The sequence below is a fragment of the Streptomyces luomodiensis genome (genome assembly GCF_031679605.1).
In the GTDB taxonomy this organism is placed as follows: Bacteria; Actinomycetota; Actinomycetes; order Streptomycetales; family Streptomycetaceae; genus Streptomyces; species Streptomyces luomodiensis.
Genome location: NZ_CP117522.1, coordinates 3,913,219 through 3,931,005 on the forward strand (window position 1 = coordinate 3,913,219; position 17,787 = coordinate 3,931,005).

Genomic DNA, 17,787 nt, shown 5'->3' on the forward strand with positions numbered 1-17,787 from the left:
CGGCTCATCGGCTACCCGCTCCCGCCCCGCCGCCCCCACGGAGGCTGCCGCCGGCGACGCATGCGGTGGCGTCGGCCCCGGCCGGGGTGGCGTCGGCCCTGCCCGGGGTGGCGCTTGCCCCGCCGGGGGTGGCACCCGTCCCGCCCGGAGTGGCAGTCCCGCCGGGGGCGGTGTCGGCCCCGGCTGCGGTGGCACCCGCCGCGCTCGGGGTGGCATTGGCCCCGGTCGCGGTGGCACCCGCCACGCCCGGGGTGGCATTGGCCCCGGTCGCGGTGGCACCCACCACGCCCGGAGTGGCATTGGCCCCGGTCGCGGTGACGACCGGCACGCCCGGGGTGGCACCCGCCCCGGGCGTGGCGGTGTCGGTGACGCCCAGGGCGGCGCTTGCCCCGCCCGGGGTGGCACCCGTCCCGCCGGGCACGGTGTCGGCCCCGGCCGCGGTGGCACCCGCCCCGCCGGGGGCGGTCCCGGCCCCGGCCGCGGTGGCACCCGCCCCGCCGGGGGCGGTCCCGGCCCCGCCCAGGGAGACGCCCACCCCGCCGGGGGCGGTCTCGGCCAAGCCCAGGGTGGCGCCCGCCGCGCTGGGGGCAGCGTCAGCCTCGCCGGGGGAAACGCCCACCCCGCTGGGGGCAGCATCGGCACCGCCTGCGGTGGTACCCGCCCCGCCAGGAGTGGCATCGGCGCCGCCGAGGGCAGCGTCAGCCCCGCCCGGGGAGACGCCCGCCCCGCCCGGGGAGACGCCCGCCCCGCCCGGGGAGACGCCCGCCCCGCCGGGGGCGGCGCTTGCCCCGCCCAGGGTGGCGCCCGCCGCGCTGGGGGCAGCGTCAGCCCCGCCGGGGGAAACGCCCACCCCGCCGGGGGCAGCATCGGCGTCGCCTGCGGTGGCACCCACCCCGCCCGGAGTGGCATCGGCCCCGCCGAGGGCAGCGTCAGCCCCGCCAGGGGAGACGCCCGCCCCGCCGGGGGCAGCATCGGCGCCACCTGCGGTAGCACCCGCCGCGCCCCGGGTGGCGCTTGCCGCGCCCCGAGTGGCATCGGCCTCGTCTGCCGGAACGGCGGCCACGGCCGGGGTGGTGCCTGTTCCGGTCGGGGTGATCAGGCACACGGCGGTATTTCCCTCGGCCGCCGCGGTGACGACGGCGTGGGTGTGGCCGGCCGGTGCGGTGAGGGCGGCGGCTACTCTCGCCACCGGCTCCAGGGCGCCCGCGCCCGCCGGGATCCGCTCGGGCTTCCCGGCCGCCGGTTGCCCGCCCAGGGCCTGCCCGCCCAGGGCCTGCCCGCCCAGGGCCTGATCGTTGAGCGCCGCTGCCACGGCCTCGCCGACCGGGGAGCCGTCGAGGACGGCGGTGACGGTCAGGGGCCGGTCCGGCCGGTGGCCGAGGGCGTCCAGTGCGTACCGCAGCAGCGCCGCGGCCTGCCCGGCCCCCTCGGCGGAGGCGGCCACCCGGGGCGGCAGGAAGAACGAGCGGACGCCCACCCGGCCCAGCACCGCCGCTCCCCGGCTCCGGGCGGCCGTCTCGGGCTCCAGCACCAGAGCGACGGCTCCGGCCTCCGAGTCCCCGGCGCCCGGCTCGCCCTCGGGCAGCGCCTCCTCGGTGGCCCCGGCCAGCAGCCGCCGGGCGCGGCCGGTGAGGAGGGCGCGCTGGCCGGTCTGGAGCGCTTCCAGGCCCGCGACCCGGGGGCTGGTGAAGGTGAGGTTGAAGCCCTTGAGGTCGTGTTCGGTGGCCAGCCGGCTGCCGAAGAGGTTGATGGAGAAGTAGGGCGCGGTGGCCGGGGACAGATCACCGGCACTGGTGGCGGTGACCGTACGGTCCATCGTGTGGTGGAGGGCGACGGCCGCGCTGTTGGTGCCCACCGCCGCGCCCCGCTCCTCCGGCCCGACCGCTTCCAGGGCGTCCGGGCCCGCCTGCGCCAGCGCGCGCTTGGCGGCGGCGAGGAAGTACTGGGAGGCGGCGGGCAGGTACTTGTAGCCGCGCCGGCCGAGCGCCGTACGGAAGTCGAAGCCGTCCGCGCTCACGGTGCCGACACCCGTCACCACCAGGCCGACGGCCGGATCGTCGCTCACGCAGTCGCTCACGCGGCGGCCTCCCCGAAGACGAGCGAGATGTTGTTGCCGCCGAAGGCGTAGGCGTTGACCAGCCCGTACCCCGCGGTCATGGGCGCGGAGCCGTACGGCAGCTCCACCGCGCACTCGGGGTCCTGCTCGCCGACGGGCACGTTCGGCGGCAGCGTCTTGTGGTGCAGCACCAACATGGCGGCCAGCGCCGCGAACGCGCCCGCCGCGCCGCCGGTGTGCCCGATGAGCGCCTTGACGCTGTAGAGAGGCGTCCCGGGAGCCACGGCGCCCAGCACCTGGCTCTCCACCACGTCGTTCAGCTCGGTGCCGGTGCCGTGCGGCATCACGAACCCCAGCCCGCCGGGGCCGGTCCCGGACTCGGCTCCCGCCTCGCGCAGCGCCTCGCGCATCGCGCGCTCGATCTGCGCGCCGGAGGGCTCGGGGGCGGTCGCGTGGTGGGCGTCGCAGCTCCAGCCGGCGCCCGCCAGACGGCCGTAGACGGTGCGCGCGCCGCGCGCGCGGGCGTGCGCGGCGGATTCCAGGACGAGTACGGCGGCGCCCTCCCCGAAGACGGTGCCGCGCCGCTCGGCGGAGAAGGGGCGGCAGCGCTCGGGGTCGATGGCGCCCAGTCGGTTGAAGCAGCCGAGCGCGACCCGGGAGTACGCCTCGGCGCCGCCCGCGATGACCACGTCGGCCTCGCCGGAGCGGATCAGGTCGGCGGCCACCGAGAGGGCGTAGCCGCTGGCGGCACACGCGTTGCTGACGCAGGTGTTGACGCCCTGTGCGCCGAACCAGCCGCCGACCACCGAGGCCACCGGGAAGGCGGGTGCCCAGCGGTCGGACGCGGGGGCCTTGCCGGTCCACCAGCCCTCGTGCAGATCGGTGTCGCCCATCCCGCTGCTGAGGGCGACGGCCACCCGGCGCGGATCGACCCCGGCCGCACCGGCGCCCGTAATGCCCGTGGCGTCCGGCCCCGGCGGTCCGGCGAGCCCCGCGTCGGCGACCGCCTCGCGCGCCGCCGCGAGCGCGAACCGCGAGCCGCGCCCCAGCGGCAGCCCGTCCTGCTCCTCGGGCCCGTCCGGGATATCGGCCTCCGGCACCAGGTACATCAGCGGATGGTCCATGTGCGCGAGCGGATCGGGGACCCGCAGCGGCGCGGTGTCCGCCGCGTGCATCCCCCGCCAGAAGGCGTCGACGCCCGTACCCAGCGGGGACAGTGCGCCGAGGCCGGTGACCAGTACGTCGTCCATCAGGTGCCGCTCGGCTTCCCGCCGAGCGCGTCCAGCACCCGCCGGTCGAAGGGGACCAGCCGCCAGTCGCGGCGGTTCTCGATCTCCGCGTAGCCGTGGGTGATCCGGCCGGTGGCGGTGAGCGCGAGCGCGCCGTCGCGGATGACGTAACAGTCCATCCGCGCGGTGTAGGTGAGGTCCTTGAAGATCTCCTCGACCGTGTAGACGGTGTAGAGGTCCTCCTCCATCAGCGCCTCGTCGACGACGCGTATCGAGGACTGCGGGACGACCGGTATCCACCTGCGGTCGTCCAACAGGGTCTTGATGGAGATGCCGCGGTCGAGGACGAAGCGGTCCTTGGCCTCCTCCATCAGGCGTAGATAGCCGGACATCTGGAGCCGCTCGGTGAAGTGGCAGTACGGGTACGGGATGGTCCACTTCCAGGCGTAGGCGTTGCGGCCCTCGGTCAGCGCGGCCAGGACGGCCCGTTCATCACCGCGGCCGCCGTCCGGCAGCGGCACCCGGAGCGCCGCGGCCTCGGCCGCGCGTGCCTCGGTCCCCAGCCGGTCCACCACGAAGGGGGCCAATTCGGCGGGGGGCCCGCCGGGCTCCGGCAGATACGTGTCGGCGCGCAGCGAGACCCGTACCTTGGCGGTGACGGCCTTCAGCACCGAGCCGTCGCGGTCGACGCGGAGGGTCACCCGGAAGCCGAGGGTGGAGTCGCCGTCGGCGGTGTCCGGCACCACCTCGGCCTCGGCCACGTCGTCCATGTGGAAGGCGTGCAGGATGCGGGTCTCCAGGGAGACGATGTCCAGCCCGAGGCCGTGCTCCTCGTACAGCCGGCGGGCGGGCACCCCGGAGTCCGCGAAGTGCACCAGCACGGCTTCCTCGACGAGGTAGTTGACGTGTTTGAAGCCGATCCAGGTGCAGATGTTCGAGCCCTCGTAGCGCGGGCGCAGCCGGACGGTGGTGGCGTCCGTCAGCAGGGCTTTGGTCGACATCGGCGGGGCGGCGGCGGTCATCGGGAACACTCCATGGCTGAAAGGGGGGCACGTGCGGCGGGGGGCCGGTGGCACCGGGCGGGCGTGGGGCGCAGCAGCAGTCCGGCCACGGCGTCCGCGGTGTCGTCACCGCTGGTGATCAGCGCCTGGCGGGACGCGGGCGCGGGCGCTGACCCGGACGCCGGGTCGGAAGCCGCCACCCACGCGGGCGCTGACGCGGCCACCGGGTCCGGCGCGGCTCGGGACCCCGCGCCGAAGGCGGCTCGGTTCCCGGCGCCGGACGCGGACGCGGCCCGGCCCCCGGCCCCGGACGCGGCACCGATCCCAGCCCGGCCCTCGACACCGTCCCCGACCCCGGACGCGGCACCGTCCCCGGTCCCTGGACCGCCCCCGGCTCGCGTGCCAGTCCCGGCTCCCGGCGCGGCCACCGCTCCCGGCCCGGACACCCCTCCCATCCCATCCCCCGCCTGGGCCAGCCAGCCGACGGCTGCCGCGCACTGGAGTACGCCGAGGGCCCCGGAGGCCCGGCCCACCGCGCGGGTGACGTCGTAGCGCGGCACGCTCCGTGGCACCGGTGCGGGCTCGGCGGGTCCCTCGGCGGGTCCCTCGGCGGGTTCCTCGGTGTAGCGCTCGGGGGTGAACCAGGCGCCGGGGGCGGCGCCGCCGGGCAGCAGGGCCGCGATACAGCCGGTGAGTCCCGCCCGTCGTTCGTACGGGCCGAGGGCGGCGGCGGCGCGGGCCCCGCGGGCCTCGGCCCACCGGGCGCCCTCGACGACGAGGGCGGCCGCGCCGTCCAGCAGTTCGTCGGCGGGCCGGCCGAGCAGGTCCTCGACGACGGCGTTGTGCGTCTCCACGCCGATCACCACCGCGCGCCGGACCCGGCCCGCCGTGACCAGGGTGGCGCCCCAGTGGACGGCGTCCAGGCCGGAGGTCGCCCCGTTGCACAGCATCAGGTTGGGGCCGCGCAGCCCGTGGCGGATGGCCACCCAGGAGGCGATCACGTTGCTGGAGGCGTTGGGCAGGCTCATGGGGCTGAGGTCCATGGCCGAGCGCTCGGCGATGGCGGCGGCGGTGAGACAGGCGGTGTCGAGGTTGCCCAGGTTGGAGCTGGCGACCACGCCGACGGTGTCGCCGGGCACCGTCACCTCTTCGCCGTCGGGGGGGATCAGTCCGGCGTTGCGCAGCGCGTCGAGCGCGGCGCACAGCGCCAGCCGGGTCGCCCGGTCCTTGTAGCGGTGGCCCCGGCGGCCGATCCGGGCGGCGGGGTCGAACGGTTCCGGGGCGGGCCCGGTGGCGGGGTCGGCGGTGCGGCGCAGCAGCGCGGCGGGGGTCTCGGCGCCGGGGAGGGCCAGGCCCACGCCGGTGACGACGATGTCGCCGGGGCCATGCGCCATCGGTCGGCCCTCTCCACGTTCGCCGGGGCCATGCGCCATCCGTCGGCCCTCTCCACGTTCGCCGGGGCCATGCGCCATCCGTCGGCCCTCTCCACGTTCGCCGGGCCCATGCGTCATCGGTCGGCCCTCTCCACGATGGCGACCGCGTTGACCCCGCCGAAGCCGAACGCGTCGATCTGCGCGACCCGCAGGTCACCGCATTCGCGCGCCTCTTCCCGGACGAACCGGAACGCCTCGGCCCCGGGCAGCGGTGCGGCCAGGCCCAGGGTGGGCGGCACCCGGCCGGAGGCCAGGGACTCCAGGGCGACGATCAGGCTGAGCAGTCCGGAGCCGCCGGAGGTGTGGCCGGTCATGGACTTGATGGCGGTCATCAGGGGTCCGCGCACCTCGGTGCCGAAGACCTCGGCGATGGCGGCGGCCTCGGCCGCGTCGTTCAGCTGGGTGCCGGTGCCGTGCAGCAGCACCAGGTCGATCTCGCCCGGTTTGACGCCCGCCCGCCACTGCGCCTCGTGCACCGCCCGCGCGATGCCCTCGGGGTCGGGGGCGGTCACATGGCGGGCGTCGCAGTTCATGCTGACGGCGCGCAACCGGCCGAGCGCGCCGTCCCCCGCGCCGGGCTCCTCCCGGCGCAGCACCACGGCCGCCGCGCCGTCGCCCATCAGCACGCCGCGCCGGTCCCGGTCGAACGGCCTTACGCGGTCGGGGGGTTCGCCGTTGACCCGGTCCAGCAGCCCGTACATGGACTCGGTCACGGTGTCGACGCCGGCCACCACCACGGTGTCCTCGGCGCCCGTGGCCAGCAGGTCGGCGGCGAGGGCGAGGGCGTAGAGCGAGGCCGAGCAGGCGCCGGAGAAGGTGTGGGTGCGGACCGCGCTGAAACGTTCGCGCAGTGCGGGGCCGAAGTGCAGCCGGCCGATGTCGAAGGGCGCGTCGTCGCGCCAGGCGAGTTCGGCGGAGCGCAGTTCGCGCAGCCCGGTGCCGACGAGGACGGGCACCTGGCTCAGGTCCTCGCCGAGCCCCGCCTGGGCGGCGGCCTCGCCGACCGCGCGCAGCAGCCAGGCGGTGGCGCGGCCGGGGAGGTCGGCGCCGGGCGCGGGGCGGTCGTCGATCTCGTACGCGTGCCGGGCCCGGTACCGCTCCGGGTCGAAGCCGCGCAGTTCGCCGAGTCCGCTGGTGCCCGCGCACAGCGCCCGGAAGACCTCGTCGACGCCCTCGCCCACGCTCGCCACGGCACCGGCGCCGGTCACCAGCTGACTCATGACCCGTCCGTCTGACACTTGCCGAAGATGACGACGGCGTTGTTGCCGCCGAAGGCCAGCCCGTTGTTCTGGACGACCTTCAGGTCGGCCGGCACGGCCTGGTTGGGCACGACGTCCAGACCGCATTCGGGGTCGGTCTCGACGTGGTTGATGGTCGGCGGGATGAAGCCCTCGGTGAGCGCGAGGGCGCAGGCGATCGAGGCCAGTGCCCCGGCGGCGCCCATGGAGTGGCCGATCATCGACTTGATGGAGACCGTGCGCGGCGGGGCGGCGTCCCCGAAGACCTGGCGGATGGCGCGGGCCTCGGTGATGTCGTTGGCCTTGGTGCCGGTGCCGTGCGCGGAGATGAAGTCGACCTCGTCCGGTTTGACGCGGGCGTTCTCCAGGGCGAGCCGCATGCAGCGGACCACGCTGTCCTGGTTGGGGGCGACCGGGTGGTCCGCGTCGCAGTTGAGTCCGTAGCCGAGGACCTCGGCGTAGATACGGGCGCCCCGGGCCAGCGCCGACTCCAGGCTCTCCAGCACCAGGACGCCCGCGCCCTCGCCGGTGAGGATGCCCTTGCGGTCCTTGTCGAACGGCTGGCAGCGCTCGGGGGCGATGGTGCCCAGTCGGTAGAAGCCGGTGAAGGTCTTGCGGCACAGGGCGTCGGCCCCGCCGCACAGCGCGATGTCCACGTCCCCGCCGCGGATGGCGTCGAAGCCGTAGCCGATCGCGTAGTTCCCGGCGGCGCACGCGGTGGGGAGGGTGACCGCCTCGGCGTGGGTGAGGCCGAACTCCTGGGCGATCGCGCTCGACAGCCGTCCGGCGGGCACCCGCCGGGCGACGGTGGGGTCCATCCGCTCGGGCCCCAGGTCCACTTCCTCCTCGACGAGCCGGTCCAGGTCCCTGGACTCGCCGTCGGTCGTGCCGATGGAGATCAGACAGGGGATGTCGCGCAGCCCCTGCTCCGGTTCGGGGAATCCGGCGTCGGCCACCGCCATACGGGCCGCCGCGACCGAGAACCGGCTCGCCCGGCCCAGCGTCCGTATATCGAGATTCCGAATCCACCGGGTCGGTTCGAAATCCTTGACCTCACACGCCGTAGAACGGTCGAAGCCCTCCGTGTCGAACGCGGTGACGGGCCCCGCCGCGCTCCTCCCGGCGCGCAGTCCGGCGAGGAATTCCGCCGCGCCGATGCCGATCCCGGAGACCGCCCCGAGGCCGGTGATGACGACCCTGCGCCCCGGTTCACCACGCATTTCGCCCTGCCTTCCGCGGAGTACGCCGAACGTCGGCGGTCACCAGCCCGCCGCGTCGGAAACAACCTCGTAGACGCCCTGGAGGTTCACCATCCGGCCGAGTTCGGACTGGTCAATGACGACATTGAAGGTCTTCTCCAAGGCCGCGAGTATTTCAATGGCCCGCAGTGAATCCGCGTCGTGCTCTTCTTTGAAGAGACTGGTATCGGTGACCTCGTCGGGGTCGATCTCAAGGATATCGGTGACGATTTCCTTGATGGTTTCACGACGCTCTTCGACGATGGCGGTCATTACCGCGCACCTCCATTTTCGGGCATGGGCAAAGCGACGAAGCTTCCGCTGACGCTAGGCGCCGGTCCGGGAGGGGACAACCCCAGAGTCCACTAGCTGTCACGCGCACGGTGAACACCAGCGTTCGACTAGTTCGGGTGTCATAAAGCTGCACAGGGCAGCCGGTTACCTCGAAGTCAGAATCTTGAATCTGCAGGAAGTTGCCAGGTCGGCGGCGGACGGAAGCGTTCAGAACCCGTTCAAAACACCGGAAACCCGGCCGCCCGGCGCTCGGCTCACCCCTCCTCGGGGTCGGCCTCCATCAGTCCGGCGCGCACGGCGCGCACTCCGGCCTGGAACCGCGATTCGACCTTCAGGTCCCGCATGATGTCAGCCACATAGCGACGGTAGGTACGCACCGAAAGGCCCAGTTTGCGGGCCGCGGCGTCGTCCTTGTAGCCCTCGGCCATCAGCGTCAGCACCTCGCGCAGCACCCGGCCGCGCGCACCGCCCTCGAACGACAGGGGCCGCATCGGCCGCTGGGCCGTGTCCCACATGCCGCACAACAGCTGGTGCAGCATATCGGCCACGGTCGAGTTCTGGATCATCGAGGCGCGGGAGCCACCGGGGTCGCCCGGCGAGGTCTCGGGCGCGATGACCGCCGCGCCGTCCACGACCACCAGCTCCTGCCGCACCCCCTCGCAGACGCGCACCTCCAGCTCCGCCACCGTCCCCACCGAGCGCTGCCACGCGGCTCCCCGGATGACGCCCGGCGGGCACAGCATCCGGGTCCTGACCCCCTTGCCCGTGAGCTGGGCGAGCGTCTGCGCGACCAGCCGGGCGTGCTCGTCGCCGGCCACCTCGGGCAGGGTCCAGATCACGTCCCGCTCGGCGCGCAGCACCAGCCGCGCCACCCAGCCGGCCACGGCCTCCCCGGCCACCGGCAGTTCGGCGGATGCCGAGGCCAGCGCGGAGCGGCGGTGGTGGTGCACGGCGGACTCCAGGAGGCGTAACGCCCGGCCCAGGGTCTCCTCCAGGTTGTCCGATCCCGTGTCCGGATCCACGCGAACCGCTCCCCCCGCGCCCGCCTCTCCGTCAAATCCGTCAATAGCCACTCGCCCGTTTGGTTGAATGCCGAAATGGCTCAAAGGACACCCCCGTTCCCTTTCCGGGAACAGTAACGAGCCACCTGGCACACGGCAAGGAAGATCGTTCCTTATGGGACACTTCCCGCCGGGAAATACCCTCACGTTCCGGCCGGGACACCTCCGCGTGTCGGCAAGGGGCTGCGCCTGTGCTCGGCGGATTGGTAACTTCCTCTAAAGCCAGCACGCCATCCCCTGCCGTACGACGCGGACCCCCCACCATGCTCCGGGTCCCGAAAGGCGCCGCCCACATGGCTGCACAGAACACCGCGACCACCGACACCCCACAGGCCGGCTCCGCGCACTCCCCCACCGGCCGCCAATGGCTCGCACTTTCGGTGCTCGTCCTGTCCCAACTCGCGGTGTGGCTCGACAACACCGTGCTCAACGTCGCGCTCAAGACCCTCGCCGATCCCACCGAGGGACTCGGTGCCAGCCCCAACCAGCTCCAGTGGAGCATCAGCTCCTACACCCTGGTCTTCGCGGTCCTGCTGTTCACCGGGGGTGTGCTCGCCGACCGTTACGGCCACCGCCGGTTACTCCTGACCGGCATGGTCCTCTTCGGCGCCACCTCCGTCTGGGCCGCGTACGCCGGCTCGGCCACCGAACTCATCGTCGCCCGCGGCGCGATGGGCATCGGCAGCGCCCTGATCATGCCGGCGACCCTGGCCCTGATCGCCCAGGTCTTCGACGAACGGCACCGGGCCACCGCCATCGCCATCTGGTCGGGTTCCAGCGCCATCGCGATCGCCACCGGGCCGATGCTCAGCGGAGCGCTGCTCGACCACTTCTGGTGGGGTTCGGTCTTCCTGGTCAACGTGCCCATCGTGGTGCTGTGCGTGGCCGGCTCGTTCGCCTTCCTGCCCGGTGTCGTCACCCGCGTCCGGCAGAGGTTCGACCCGCTGGGCGTGGTGCTCTCCACCGCCGGGCTCTTCGCCATCGTCTGGGGCATCATCGAGGGCGGCCACCGCAACGACTGGACCGATCCGGCCATCGTCGCCGCCCTGGCCGGGGGCGTGCTGCTGGTCGTGGTCTTCGTCCTCGTCGAACTGCGCGTCGCCAACCCCAGCTTCGACGTCCGGCTGTTCCGCGACATCCGCTTCACCGGCGCCAGCGTCGCCATCATGTGCACGTTCTTCGGGCTCAACGGCTCGATGTACTACACCAGCTTCTACCTCCAGGGCGTCCACGGCCAGACACCGCTGGAGTGCGGTCTTTCCATCGCCCCGGTCGCCCTCGGCGTACTGCTGGGCGCCCCGCTCTCGGCCAGGCTGGTACGGGCCTACGGGGTGCGGCCGGTCGTCACCGCCGCCATGCTGATCGCCACCATCGGGTTCTTCGCCTACGTCCTCCTCGACGAGCACAGCGGCCTCCCGCTGTTCTGGGTCTTCCTCATCCTCCAGGGCCTGGGCATGGGCGCCGCCGTCGCCCCCACCACCGAGGCCATCATGGCCGTCCTCCCCGCCGACCGGACCGGCGCGGGCTCCGCCGTCAACAACTCGCTGCGCCAGATCGGCGGTGTCCTCGGGGTCGCCGTCCTCGGCTCCGTCCTGGTCAGCGTCTACCGCGACCGCGTCACGCCCCAGCTGGACGGGCTGCCGCCGGGTGCCGCCGACGCCGCCGGGGAATCGCCCGAGGCCACCCGGCTGCTCGGCGCGCGACTGCGGCTGCCCCGGCTGTCGGACATCGCCGACGAGGGGTTCGTGCACGCCATGCACGTGGCCTCCGTCGTCGGCGCGCTCGCCGCCGCGGCCGGAGCCGCGATCATCTGGTGGGCGTTCCGCCGTTCGTCCGCCGCGGCCCGATCCACCATGTGATCCTTCTTCCTTGCCACCCCTATCGCCCCCGCATAGCCGCCCGGCACAACTCCCTTGAACCGGAAGGCAGTTCCGATGCGTACAGCTGTCATCACGGCGGCAGGCCAGGTGGAGACCAGAGAGATACCGGTCCCCGACATCGGCGACTCCGAGGTGCTCGTACGCATCGCGGCCTGCGGTATCTGCACCATGGAGGCCAATCTCTACGCGGGCCGGATGACGGTCTACCCGGCCGCCGCCGGACATGAGATCTCCGGCTGGGTCGAGCGGATCGGCGCCAAGGCCGCCACGCTGGAGGACATGCCCGCCGTCGGCTCCCTCGTCGCCCTCGACGGACTGCCCCGGTGCGGGGCCTGCCGCAGCTGCCGGCGCGGCCAGACCGCCATCTGCGTCGCGCTCCAGGGGCACACCCGCGAGGACGGCGCCATCACCATGGGCGCGGGGCTCGCCGAATACATCGCCCTGCCCGCCTCCCGGGTGTGGTCGGTCGGCGACACCGACCCCGCCGTCGCCGCCATGGGCGAACCGCTGGCCTGTGTGATCCACTCGCTGCGCCGCGGCGGCTTCCGCGCCGGGGACCGGGTCACCGTCATCGGCGCCGGCTACATGGGCCATCTCCACCTCGCCGTCGCCGCCCACCTCCAGGCCCGCGGCGTCGCGGTGGTCGAACGGGACGAGCACCGGCTGGCCGCCGTCGCGGCGGCCGGCGCGGACGCGGCCGTCACACCCGATGACGTCGGCCACCTGCCCCCGGCGGACGTGGTCGTCGTGACCATCGCCTCCAAGGAGGCCATCGCCACCGCGCTCGCCGCGGTCGCCGACGGCGGCACCGTGGTCCTCTACGGCGGCGGCCCCTGCGGCCCGCCCGCCGAGCTCCCCGGCTACGAGGTGCACCGCCGCCAGCTGACCGTCACCGGCTCCTTCAGCCATGAGCCGGACGACTGGCGCGCCGCCGCCGAACTGCTGCGCGGCGGGGCGCTGTCCGGGCGGCTGGAGACACTGATCACGGCGCGCTACGGCCTGGACGAAGTCGAGCAGGCGCTCCAGCAGGCCGCCGAAACCCCCGTCTACCGCGTGGTCGTCACCCCCTGATCCGCCTCCCGGCTCATGCCCCGGCCCATGTCCCGGTTGCAATCCGGCCGGGCGCTCATGACTTGGGCAGATACGAGGTGTCGTAGGCGTCCTCAGGGGTGACGGCCTTCTCCAGAAGCCCCTGGTCGTACATGAAGTCGGCCATCCGGGTCCAGGTCTGCGGGTCGATGGCGCCCAGCTCGCCCTGGTCGTTCTTCATCAGCGGCTCGGTGGCCTTGAGCACCGCGCGGGCGTTCTTCTGCTGTTTCTCGCCGCGCAGCCCCGGTACGTACTTCTCGCTGAGCTTGATGGCCTCGTCCTGGTGGTCGATCGCATAGCGCAGACCGCGCAAAGAGGCGTCGACGAACTTCCTGATGTCGTCACCGCGCTTGTCGAGCGTCTTTTTCTTGGCGCCCAGACCCACACCCACCAGCGGGTCCCCGGCCGTGCCCGAGTCGAGGGTAATCGCCCGGACGTCCTTACCGGCCTCCTTGAACGAGACGGCGTCATTGTTCAGATAGCCCATGACGCCCTCGACCTTGTTTCCGGTCAGGGCCGCCTGCTGGGTGAATCCGATGTTCTGCACCTTGGCGTCCTTGACGGAAAGTCCGCCTTCCTTGAGGAGCGCCAGCAAACCGAAATAGGTCTCACCGAAGGGACCGGGTGTGCCGATCTTCCGGCCCTTGAGATCGGCGGGCTTCTTGATCTTGGAATCCTCGGGCACGATCAGCCCTACCGGGTATTTCTGATAGAAGGTGGCGATGTCCACCACGGGCACATTCTGGGCGCGGGCCTGGAGCATCTCGTCGCCGCCCGCGTAGATCACGTCCTCCTTGCCCGAGGAGAGGGCCCCGAAGAGATCCTCGGCCGCGCCATGATGGCGCAGCGTCACATTCAGCCCGGCGTCCTTGTAGTAGCCCTTTTCGGCCGCCACATAGAACGGGGAGAACTGGATGTTGGGGGTGTAGGTCAGCCCCACCGTGATGCTCGCACCGCTCTTGTCCCCCGCCGCCTTCGGCTCCTCGGCGCATGAGGCCAGGGTGGTCAGCGCCACCACCGACGCGAGGACCGCCCCCGTGACCCGGTGTCTGCGGGCGCTCCTCATGGACGTCTGCACGAAACGCACGTACTTCTCCTCCTGGATGAAAGTTGTCAGTCGCGCTGAACGAGCCGCTCGACCAGGCGGACCACTCCGTACAGGACGGCGGCGAGCAGGCAGAGCATGACGAGCGTCGAGAACAGTCCGATGGTGTCGGCCTCCTGGCGCTGCACGGACAGCAGTTGTCCCAGTCCGTCGCCGCCCATCACGAACTCACCGACGACCGCGCCGGTGATCGAGAGCGTGAGGCCGTTGCGCACGCCCGCGAGGATGCTGGGCAGGGCGAGCGGAAGCTCGATGTACCAGAGCATCCCCCACCATCCGACCCCGTCCACCCGCGCGGCCCCCATCACATCGGGGTCCAGCGAACGCAGTCCGAGCACGGTGTTGACGAGGATGGGGAAGAAGACCAGCAGCGCGCACAGGACCGCGATGGGCAGCAGTCCGTAGCCGATCCACAGGGCGAGCAGGGGGGCCAGCGCCACCGCGGGCATGGCCTGCGAGGCGGCCACATACGGCTGGAGGGCCGCGGCGGCGATCTCACTGCGGGCGATCAGATAGCCGAGCGGCAGCGCCACCCCGATGCCGATGCCGCTGCCCGCCATCGCCTCCCACACCGTCTCCTTGGTGTAGTCGACGAGATCGCCGTGGAACACGTCGTCGAGGAATTGCCGGGCGAGGTCGAGCGGGGCCGGAAGATAGAACTCCGCAACGGCGCCGGTCCGGGTCACAAGGTCCCAGACGACCAGCAGCAGCAGTCCGAATACGAGCGGCGGCAGCACGCTCCGGGACAGCGTTCCGCGCCGGCCGGCGGAGGGCCGTCCGGCTCTCCCTCCGGTCAATTCGCGGTTGCCATCGGCCCGCGATTTTTCACCATTTCCGCTGCCGTCGCCGGTTTTTCGCGCACCTACCGGTCGGGGGGAATCCGGCTCCGCCGCACCCGGCGCACCGTCCGCGCCCGCCGTGGCGGTCGCGCCCCTTCCGTGCCCTTCGGTCATCTCCAAATCCCCTTGCGCTACCGGCTGTTGGCAGATCGCGGGACGCCCTCAGGCAACCTATCGCCAGCACGCTCCGGATCACAATGTCGACGGGGGGAACGAAATTATCACGTGGATGTATTTCCCAGGATGCCGAGCTCGGTGGCGCGCACCCCCGCCTGGAAACGCGAGTTGGCCTCCAGCAGCTCCAGGATGCCGGTGACATAACGGCGGTATGTACGCACCGAGATCGCCAGGTCGCGGGCGGCGGCCTCGTCGGTGACCCCGTCGCGCAGCCGGGCCAGCACCCGGCGCACCATCTCGGTACGGGCGCGGTTGCCGAAGTCGAGCGGGCGGGCGGCGGGCACCGCACCGCCCCAGATGGAGTCGAACATGCCGTCCAGAGTGGCGACCACCACCTGGTCCTCGACGACCGAGGTCTGCCGCCCCTCCTCGTCCTCCACGCACACCAGCGCCGCCCGGCCGTCGGCGATCAGCGCGGTGGGCAGCGGTACGGCCGCGATCCGCACCTGCGCGGGGCACGGGGCCGGAGCGGACCCGGGCGCCTCGGCGGACGGCGCGGCCCCGGGGATGGGCCGCGGCACAAGCCCCGGCGGCGCGACGGGAGCGGACCCGGAGGCGGAACCGGGCGCGGGGCCGGAACCGGGTCCGGCGGCGGGGCCGGGCACGAGCCCGGAACCAGGTCCGGCCCCGGAGGCGGACCCCGAAGATGCTCTGCCGCGCAGCACCCGCACCCGGACCGGGTCGCCGAGGTCCTCCAGCAGCGCGCCGAGCGCGGCGTGCACCGGCGCCATCCGGGCCGAGCACTCGGGGAACACCGCGTCCACGCTCCGCCCCGCCTGGCCGATCACCTCCTCGGCGGCGGCCAGGAACGCGGCGTCCGCCACCCCCACCTCGGTGAACCGGGTGTCCCGGGCCCGCCGGGCGCGGTGCTGGACCACCGTGGCCTCGATGAGGTCCCGCACCTCCCGTAAGGTGCACTCCAGCGCGTCCCCCGCGAGCGCGGCCTCCGGTCCAGGAGCGCCTTCGCGGTCCTTCATGTCGTCATTCCCGCATTTCCCGCCTCGTGACGTGGTCAAGGTCTCGAGCGCCGTCAGCGACGGCCGGGCAGCAGCCCCATTTCCACCGCCCGCACCCCCGCCTGGAACCGGGAGCCCGCCCCCAGTTCCCGCATGACCTCCGCGACGTACCGGCGGTAGGTGCGCAGGGAGACCTGCATGGCGCGGGCCGCCACCTCGTCGGTGTGGCCGGTGCGCAGACATTCCAGGATGCGCCGTACGGACTCCGGGCACAGCCGCCCGCCCAGCCGCGGATAGTCCGCGAGCGCCACGGCGTTCCCCCAGGCCCCGGCGAACATCATCTCCAGGGCCCGCACCGTGACCGGGTCCTCGACGAGCGACGCCTGCCCCGGGCCCCGCCCCGGCTCCGACGGTCCCCTTCTGAGGTAGACCACTTCGGCGTCGATCAGCAGCGCCTCGGGTAACGCCGGCAGTCCGCCGTCACAGACCCGGACCTCGCAGCGCGGGTCGGTGCGCGCCAGCGCCCGCACCGCGCCCGAGGCCAGCGCCGGCTCCTCGCACAGCAGCCGCACCACGACGGCGCGCCGGCCACCCCTGACCGGACGGGCGAGCGCGGCGCAGACGGCCCGCACCTGCTCCTCGTTCCCCGACAGCACGACGCCGACGGTCCGCTCGGCGCAGTCGACCAATGTGTCGACGACCTCGTCCAGCGGCACCTTCCCCAGAGCCGTCCCCGCCCAGGAGTCCTGGGCCAGCTCCCGCCGGTGACGGCTGACCGTCGACTCGATCAGATCACGAGCGGCCAGCAGCGCGTGTTCGACGTAGTCGATGGCGCCTGACGAGGGAGCCTCCATGCTCATGGGAGAAGGCTCGGACATCCTCACAAGACCAACCATGACTTCCCCTGCCGGGCGACAGTGACCTGGTTATGCGAATACCGGCCTGATTTCTCGTCACTTTCCTTGCCCCGAAATGCGGAGGCAGCATGGTGCGAAAGACACGGCGACAGTAATTCGCACACAGCGACCGCGTCAACGCGGGGCGTGAGGTAAAGAGTTGACAAAAAAGCGTGCGGGGGTCCGTGGCGTCCGGTTGCGCCGTCGATGCGCCGGGCGTGCATGTCCACAAGTTACCGGTGAGTGCGCCGCCCGGACGTGGCGGGATTACGGACCGCAGTGGTTCGGCTCCGTTCGACCACGCGGAGTGGGGAGTGATGTCCGGTTGCTGCCAGCTTGTGCGTTACCCCCATTCGGGGGTGACCGCCGGTAACGGACGCAAACCGACCAGTGCGAGCCGGTTACTGCGGTCCGAAGCTGATCGGCCCGTGGAAGTCCCGGCCCTGGATGACCGGGCCGGTGATGCGGGCGTCGCCCGTGATGGAGTTGTGCACGGCGCCCTGCTCCTCGGCCGCCGCGCCGTGCGCACGCATCCAGGCGGCCAGGTCGCGGCCGAACTCCGGGTCCTGCCTGGCCCGTTCGACCAGCAGATCGGCCAACTGGCGCAGCCGGGGCCCGTCGTCGTACGGAATCGCCACCGGCTCCGGCTCACCGGCCGGTTCGCCCTCGCCCCGCCGCAGCACCCGGCGGACCAGCGTGCCGAAGGACTCCAGGGCCCGCCGCCCGGCCTCTCCGCCGGCCCCCGACGCCGCCGCGTTGACCGCCGCGACCAGCGCTCCCGTGGTCACCGGATCCATGGTCCGCCCCCTGCCCTCGATCGGGCCACCACGCTACCGGCGCCCCCGGTCACGGTTCCACCGCTTCCGCGCGGAGGGTGAACCAGACGGTCTTGCCCGTCGGGGTGAGATCCGTGCCCCATGCGTCGGCGGTCTTGCTGAGCAGGAACATCCCCCGGCCGCTCTCGGAGAGGAAATCCGGCTCCTTGACGACCGGCAGCGCGGACTCGGTGTCGCTGACCGCCGCCTGGATGCCGTCCGGAAGGTTCTCGAGGATGAGGACGCATTCGGGAGAGGACGCGTGCTTGTGGACGTTGGACAGCAGCTCGGTCACGCACATACCCGCCGCGCTGATCAGCTCCTCACGCCCCCACAGCCGAAGTCGCGCCGCCACGGCGCGGCGTACGTCGGCGAGTGTCTGCGGATGGGCGCGAAGGCGCAGTTCGTATCGCTGCGAGATGTTCTCAGCCATGTGGTCCGGGGCCCCTCCAAAGCACGGCGCGCTGCCGTGTCCCCTAG

General features: G+C 72.9%; 16 protein-coding genes. 2 read left to right on the plus strand and 14 right to left on the minus strand.

Annotation, left to right across the window (positions count from 1 at the left end; translation table 11 throughout):
- Positions 1 to 4 precede the first annotated feature (4 nt).
- The 8 genes from PS467_RS16360 to PS467_RS16395 form a co-directional block, all read right to left on the minus strand.
- Positions 5 to 2,077, minus strand: coding sequence for a hypothetical protein (locus tag PS467_RS16360; protein ID WP_311035912.1), 2,073 nt, complete (start codon positions 2,075 to 2,077; stop codon positions 5 to 7).
- A complete protein-coding gene (locus PS467_RS16365; RefSeq protein ID WP_311035913.1) occupies positions 2,074 to 3,306 on the minus strand; it encodes a beta-ketoacyl synthase N-terminal-like domain-containing protein in 1,233 nt (410 codons plus the stop codon). The genes PS467_RS16360 and PS467_RS16365 overlap by 4 nt, the downstream gene beginning before the upstream one ends.
- The gene (locus PS467_RS16370) at positions 3,306 to 4,307 is read right to left on the minus strand and encodes a thioesterase family protein (protein WP_311035914.1); all 1,002 of its coding nucleotides are present in this window, start codon (positions 4,305 to 4,307) and stop codon (positions 3,306 to 3,308) included. Before PS467_RS16370 ends, PS467_RS16365 begins: the two co-directional genes overlap by 1 nt.
- On the minus strand, positions 4,304 to 5,680 hold the full coding sequence (locus tag PS467_RS16375; RefSeq protein WP_311035915.1) for a beta-ketoacyl synthase N-terminal-like domain-containing protein: 1,377 nt from the start codon (positions 5,678 to 5,680) through the stop codon (positions 4,304 to 4,306). Before PS467_RS16375 ends, PS467_RS16370 begins: the two co-directional genes overlap by 4 nt.
- A gap of 113 nt (positions 5,681 to 5,793) precedes the next feature.
- Positions 5,794 to 6,939: a beta-ketoacyl synthase N-terminal-like domain-containing protein gene (locus tag PS467_RS16380; protein WP_311035916.1), complete on the minus strand. Its 1,146-nt coding sequence runs from the start codon at positions 6,937 to 6,939 to the stop codon at positions 5,794 to 5,796.
- Complete coding sequence (locus tag PS467_RS16385) at positions 6,936 to 8,177, minus strand: beta-ketoacyl-[acyl-carrier-protein] synthase family protein (protein ID WP_311035917.1); 1,242 nt, start codon at positions 8,175 to 8,177, stop codon at positions 6,936 to 6,938. Before PS467_RS16385 ends, PS467_RS16380 begins: the two co-directional genes overlap by 4 nt.
- A gap of 39 nt (positions 8,178 to 8,216) precedes the next feature.
- Positions 8,217 to 8,468 carry an acyl carrier protein gene (locus tag PS467_RS16390; protein WP_268972264.1) on the minus strand — a complete coding sequence of 84 codons (252 nt, stop codon included), beginning with the start codon at positions 8,466 to 8,468 and terminating at the stop codon, positions 8,217 to 8,219.
- A gap of 275 nt (positions 8,469 to 8,743) precedes the next feature.
- Positions 8,744 to 9,511, minus strand: a complete 768-nt coding sequence (locus PS467_RS16395) for a helix-turn-helix transcriptional regulator (protein WP_311035918.1) — start codon at positions 9,509 to 9,511, stop codon at positions 8,744 to 8,746.
- 332 nt (positions 9,512 to 9,843) lie between these two features.
- Here PS467_RS16395 and PS467_RS16400 point away from each other — a divergent pair, with 332 nt between their 5' ends.
- The gene (locus tag PS467_RS16400; protein WP_311035919.1) at positions 9,844 to 11,409 is read left to right on the plus strand and encodes an MFS transporter; all 1,566 of its coding nucleotides are present in this window, start codon (positions 9,844 to 9,846) and stop codon (positions 11,407 to 11,409) included.
- Between the two features lie 75 nt (positions 11,410 to 11,484).
- Positions 11,485 to 12,501 carry a zinc-dependent alcohol dehydrogenase gene (locus PS467_RS16405; RefSeq protein WP_311035920.1) on the plus strand — a complete coding sequence of 339 codons (1,017 nt, stop codon included), beginning with the start codon at positions 11,485 to 11,487 and terminating at the stop codon, positions 12,499 to 12,501.
- 55 nt (positions 12,502 to 12,556) lie between these two features.
- On the opposite strand, the gene PS467_RS16410 is transcribed toward PS467_RS16405, so the two are convergent.
- The 6 genes from PS467_RS16410 to PS467_RS16435 all read right to left on the minus strand — a co-directional run bounded on the left by PS467_RS16410 (position 12,557) and on the right by PS467_RS16435 (position 17,740).
- Positions 12,557 to 13,606, minus strand: coding sequence for an ABC transporter substrate-binding protein (locus PS467_RS16410; protein ID WP_311035921.1), 1,050 nt, complete (start codon positions 13,604 to 13,606; stop codon positions 12,557 to 12,559).
- A gap of 26 nt (positions 13,607 to 13,632) precedes the next feature.
- Complete coding sequence (locus PS467_RS16415; protein ID WP_432280746.1) at positions 13,633 to 14,184, minus strand: ABC transporter permease; 552 nt, start codon at positions 14,182 to 14,184, stop codon at positions 13,633 to 13,635.
- 500 nt (positions 14,185 to 14,684) lie between these two features.
- Complete coding sequence (locus PS467_RS16420) at positions 14,685 to 15,617, minus strand: helix-turn-helix transcriptional regulator (RefSeq protein ID WP_311035922.1); 933 nt, start codon at positions 15,615 to 15,617, stop codon at positions 14,685 to 14,687.
- A gap of 53 nt (positions 15,618 to 15,670) precedes the next feature.
- Entirely contained in the window at positions 15,671 to 16,456 is a 786-nt protein-coding gene (locus PS467_RS16425; protein ID WP_311035923.1) for a helix-turn-helix transcriptional regulator, read from the minus strand.
- Between the two features lie 437 nt (positions 16,457 to 16,893).
- Positions 16,894 to 17,289: a hypothetical protein gene (locus tag PS467_RS16430; protein ID WP_311035924.1), complete on the minus strand. Its 396-nt coding sequence runs from the start codon at positions 17,287 to 17,289 to the stop codon at positions 16,894 to 16,896.
- Positions 17,290 to 17,338: 49 nt separating this feature from the next.
- Positions 17,339 to 17,740, minus strand: coding sequence for an ATP-binding protein (locus PS467_RS16435; RefSeq protein WP_268972272.1), 402 nt, complete (start codon positions 17,738 to 17,740; stop codon positions 17,339 to 17,341).
- Positions 17,741 to 17,787 lie beyond the last annotated feature (47 nt).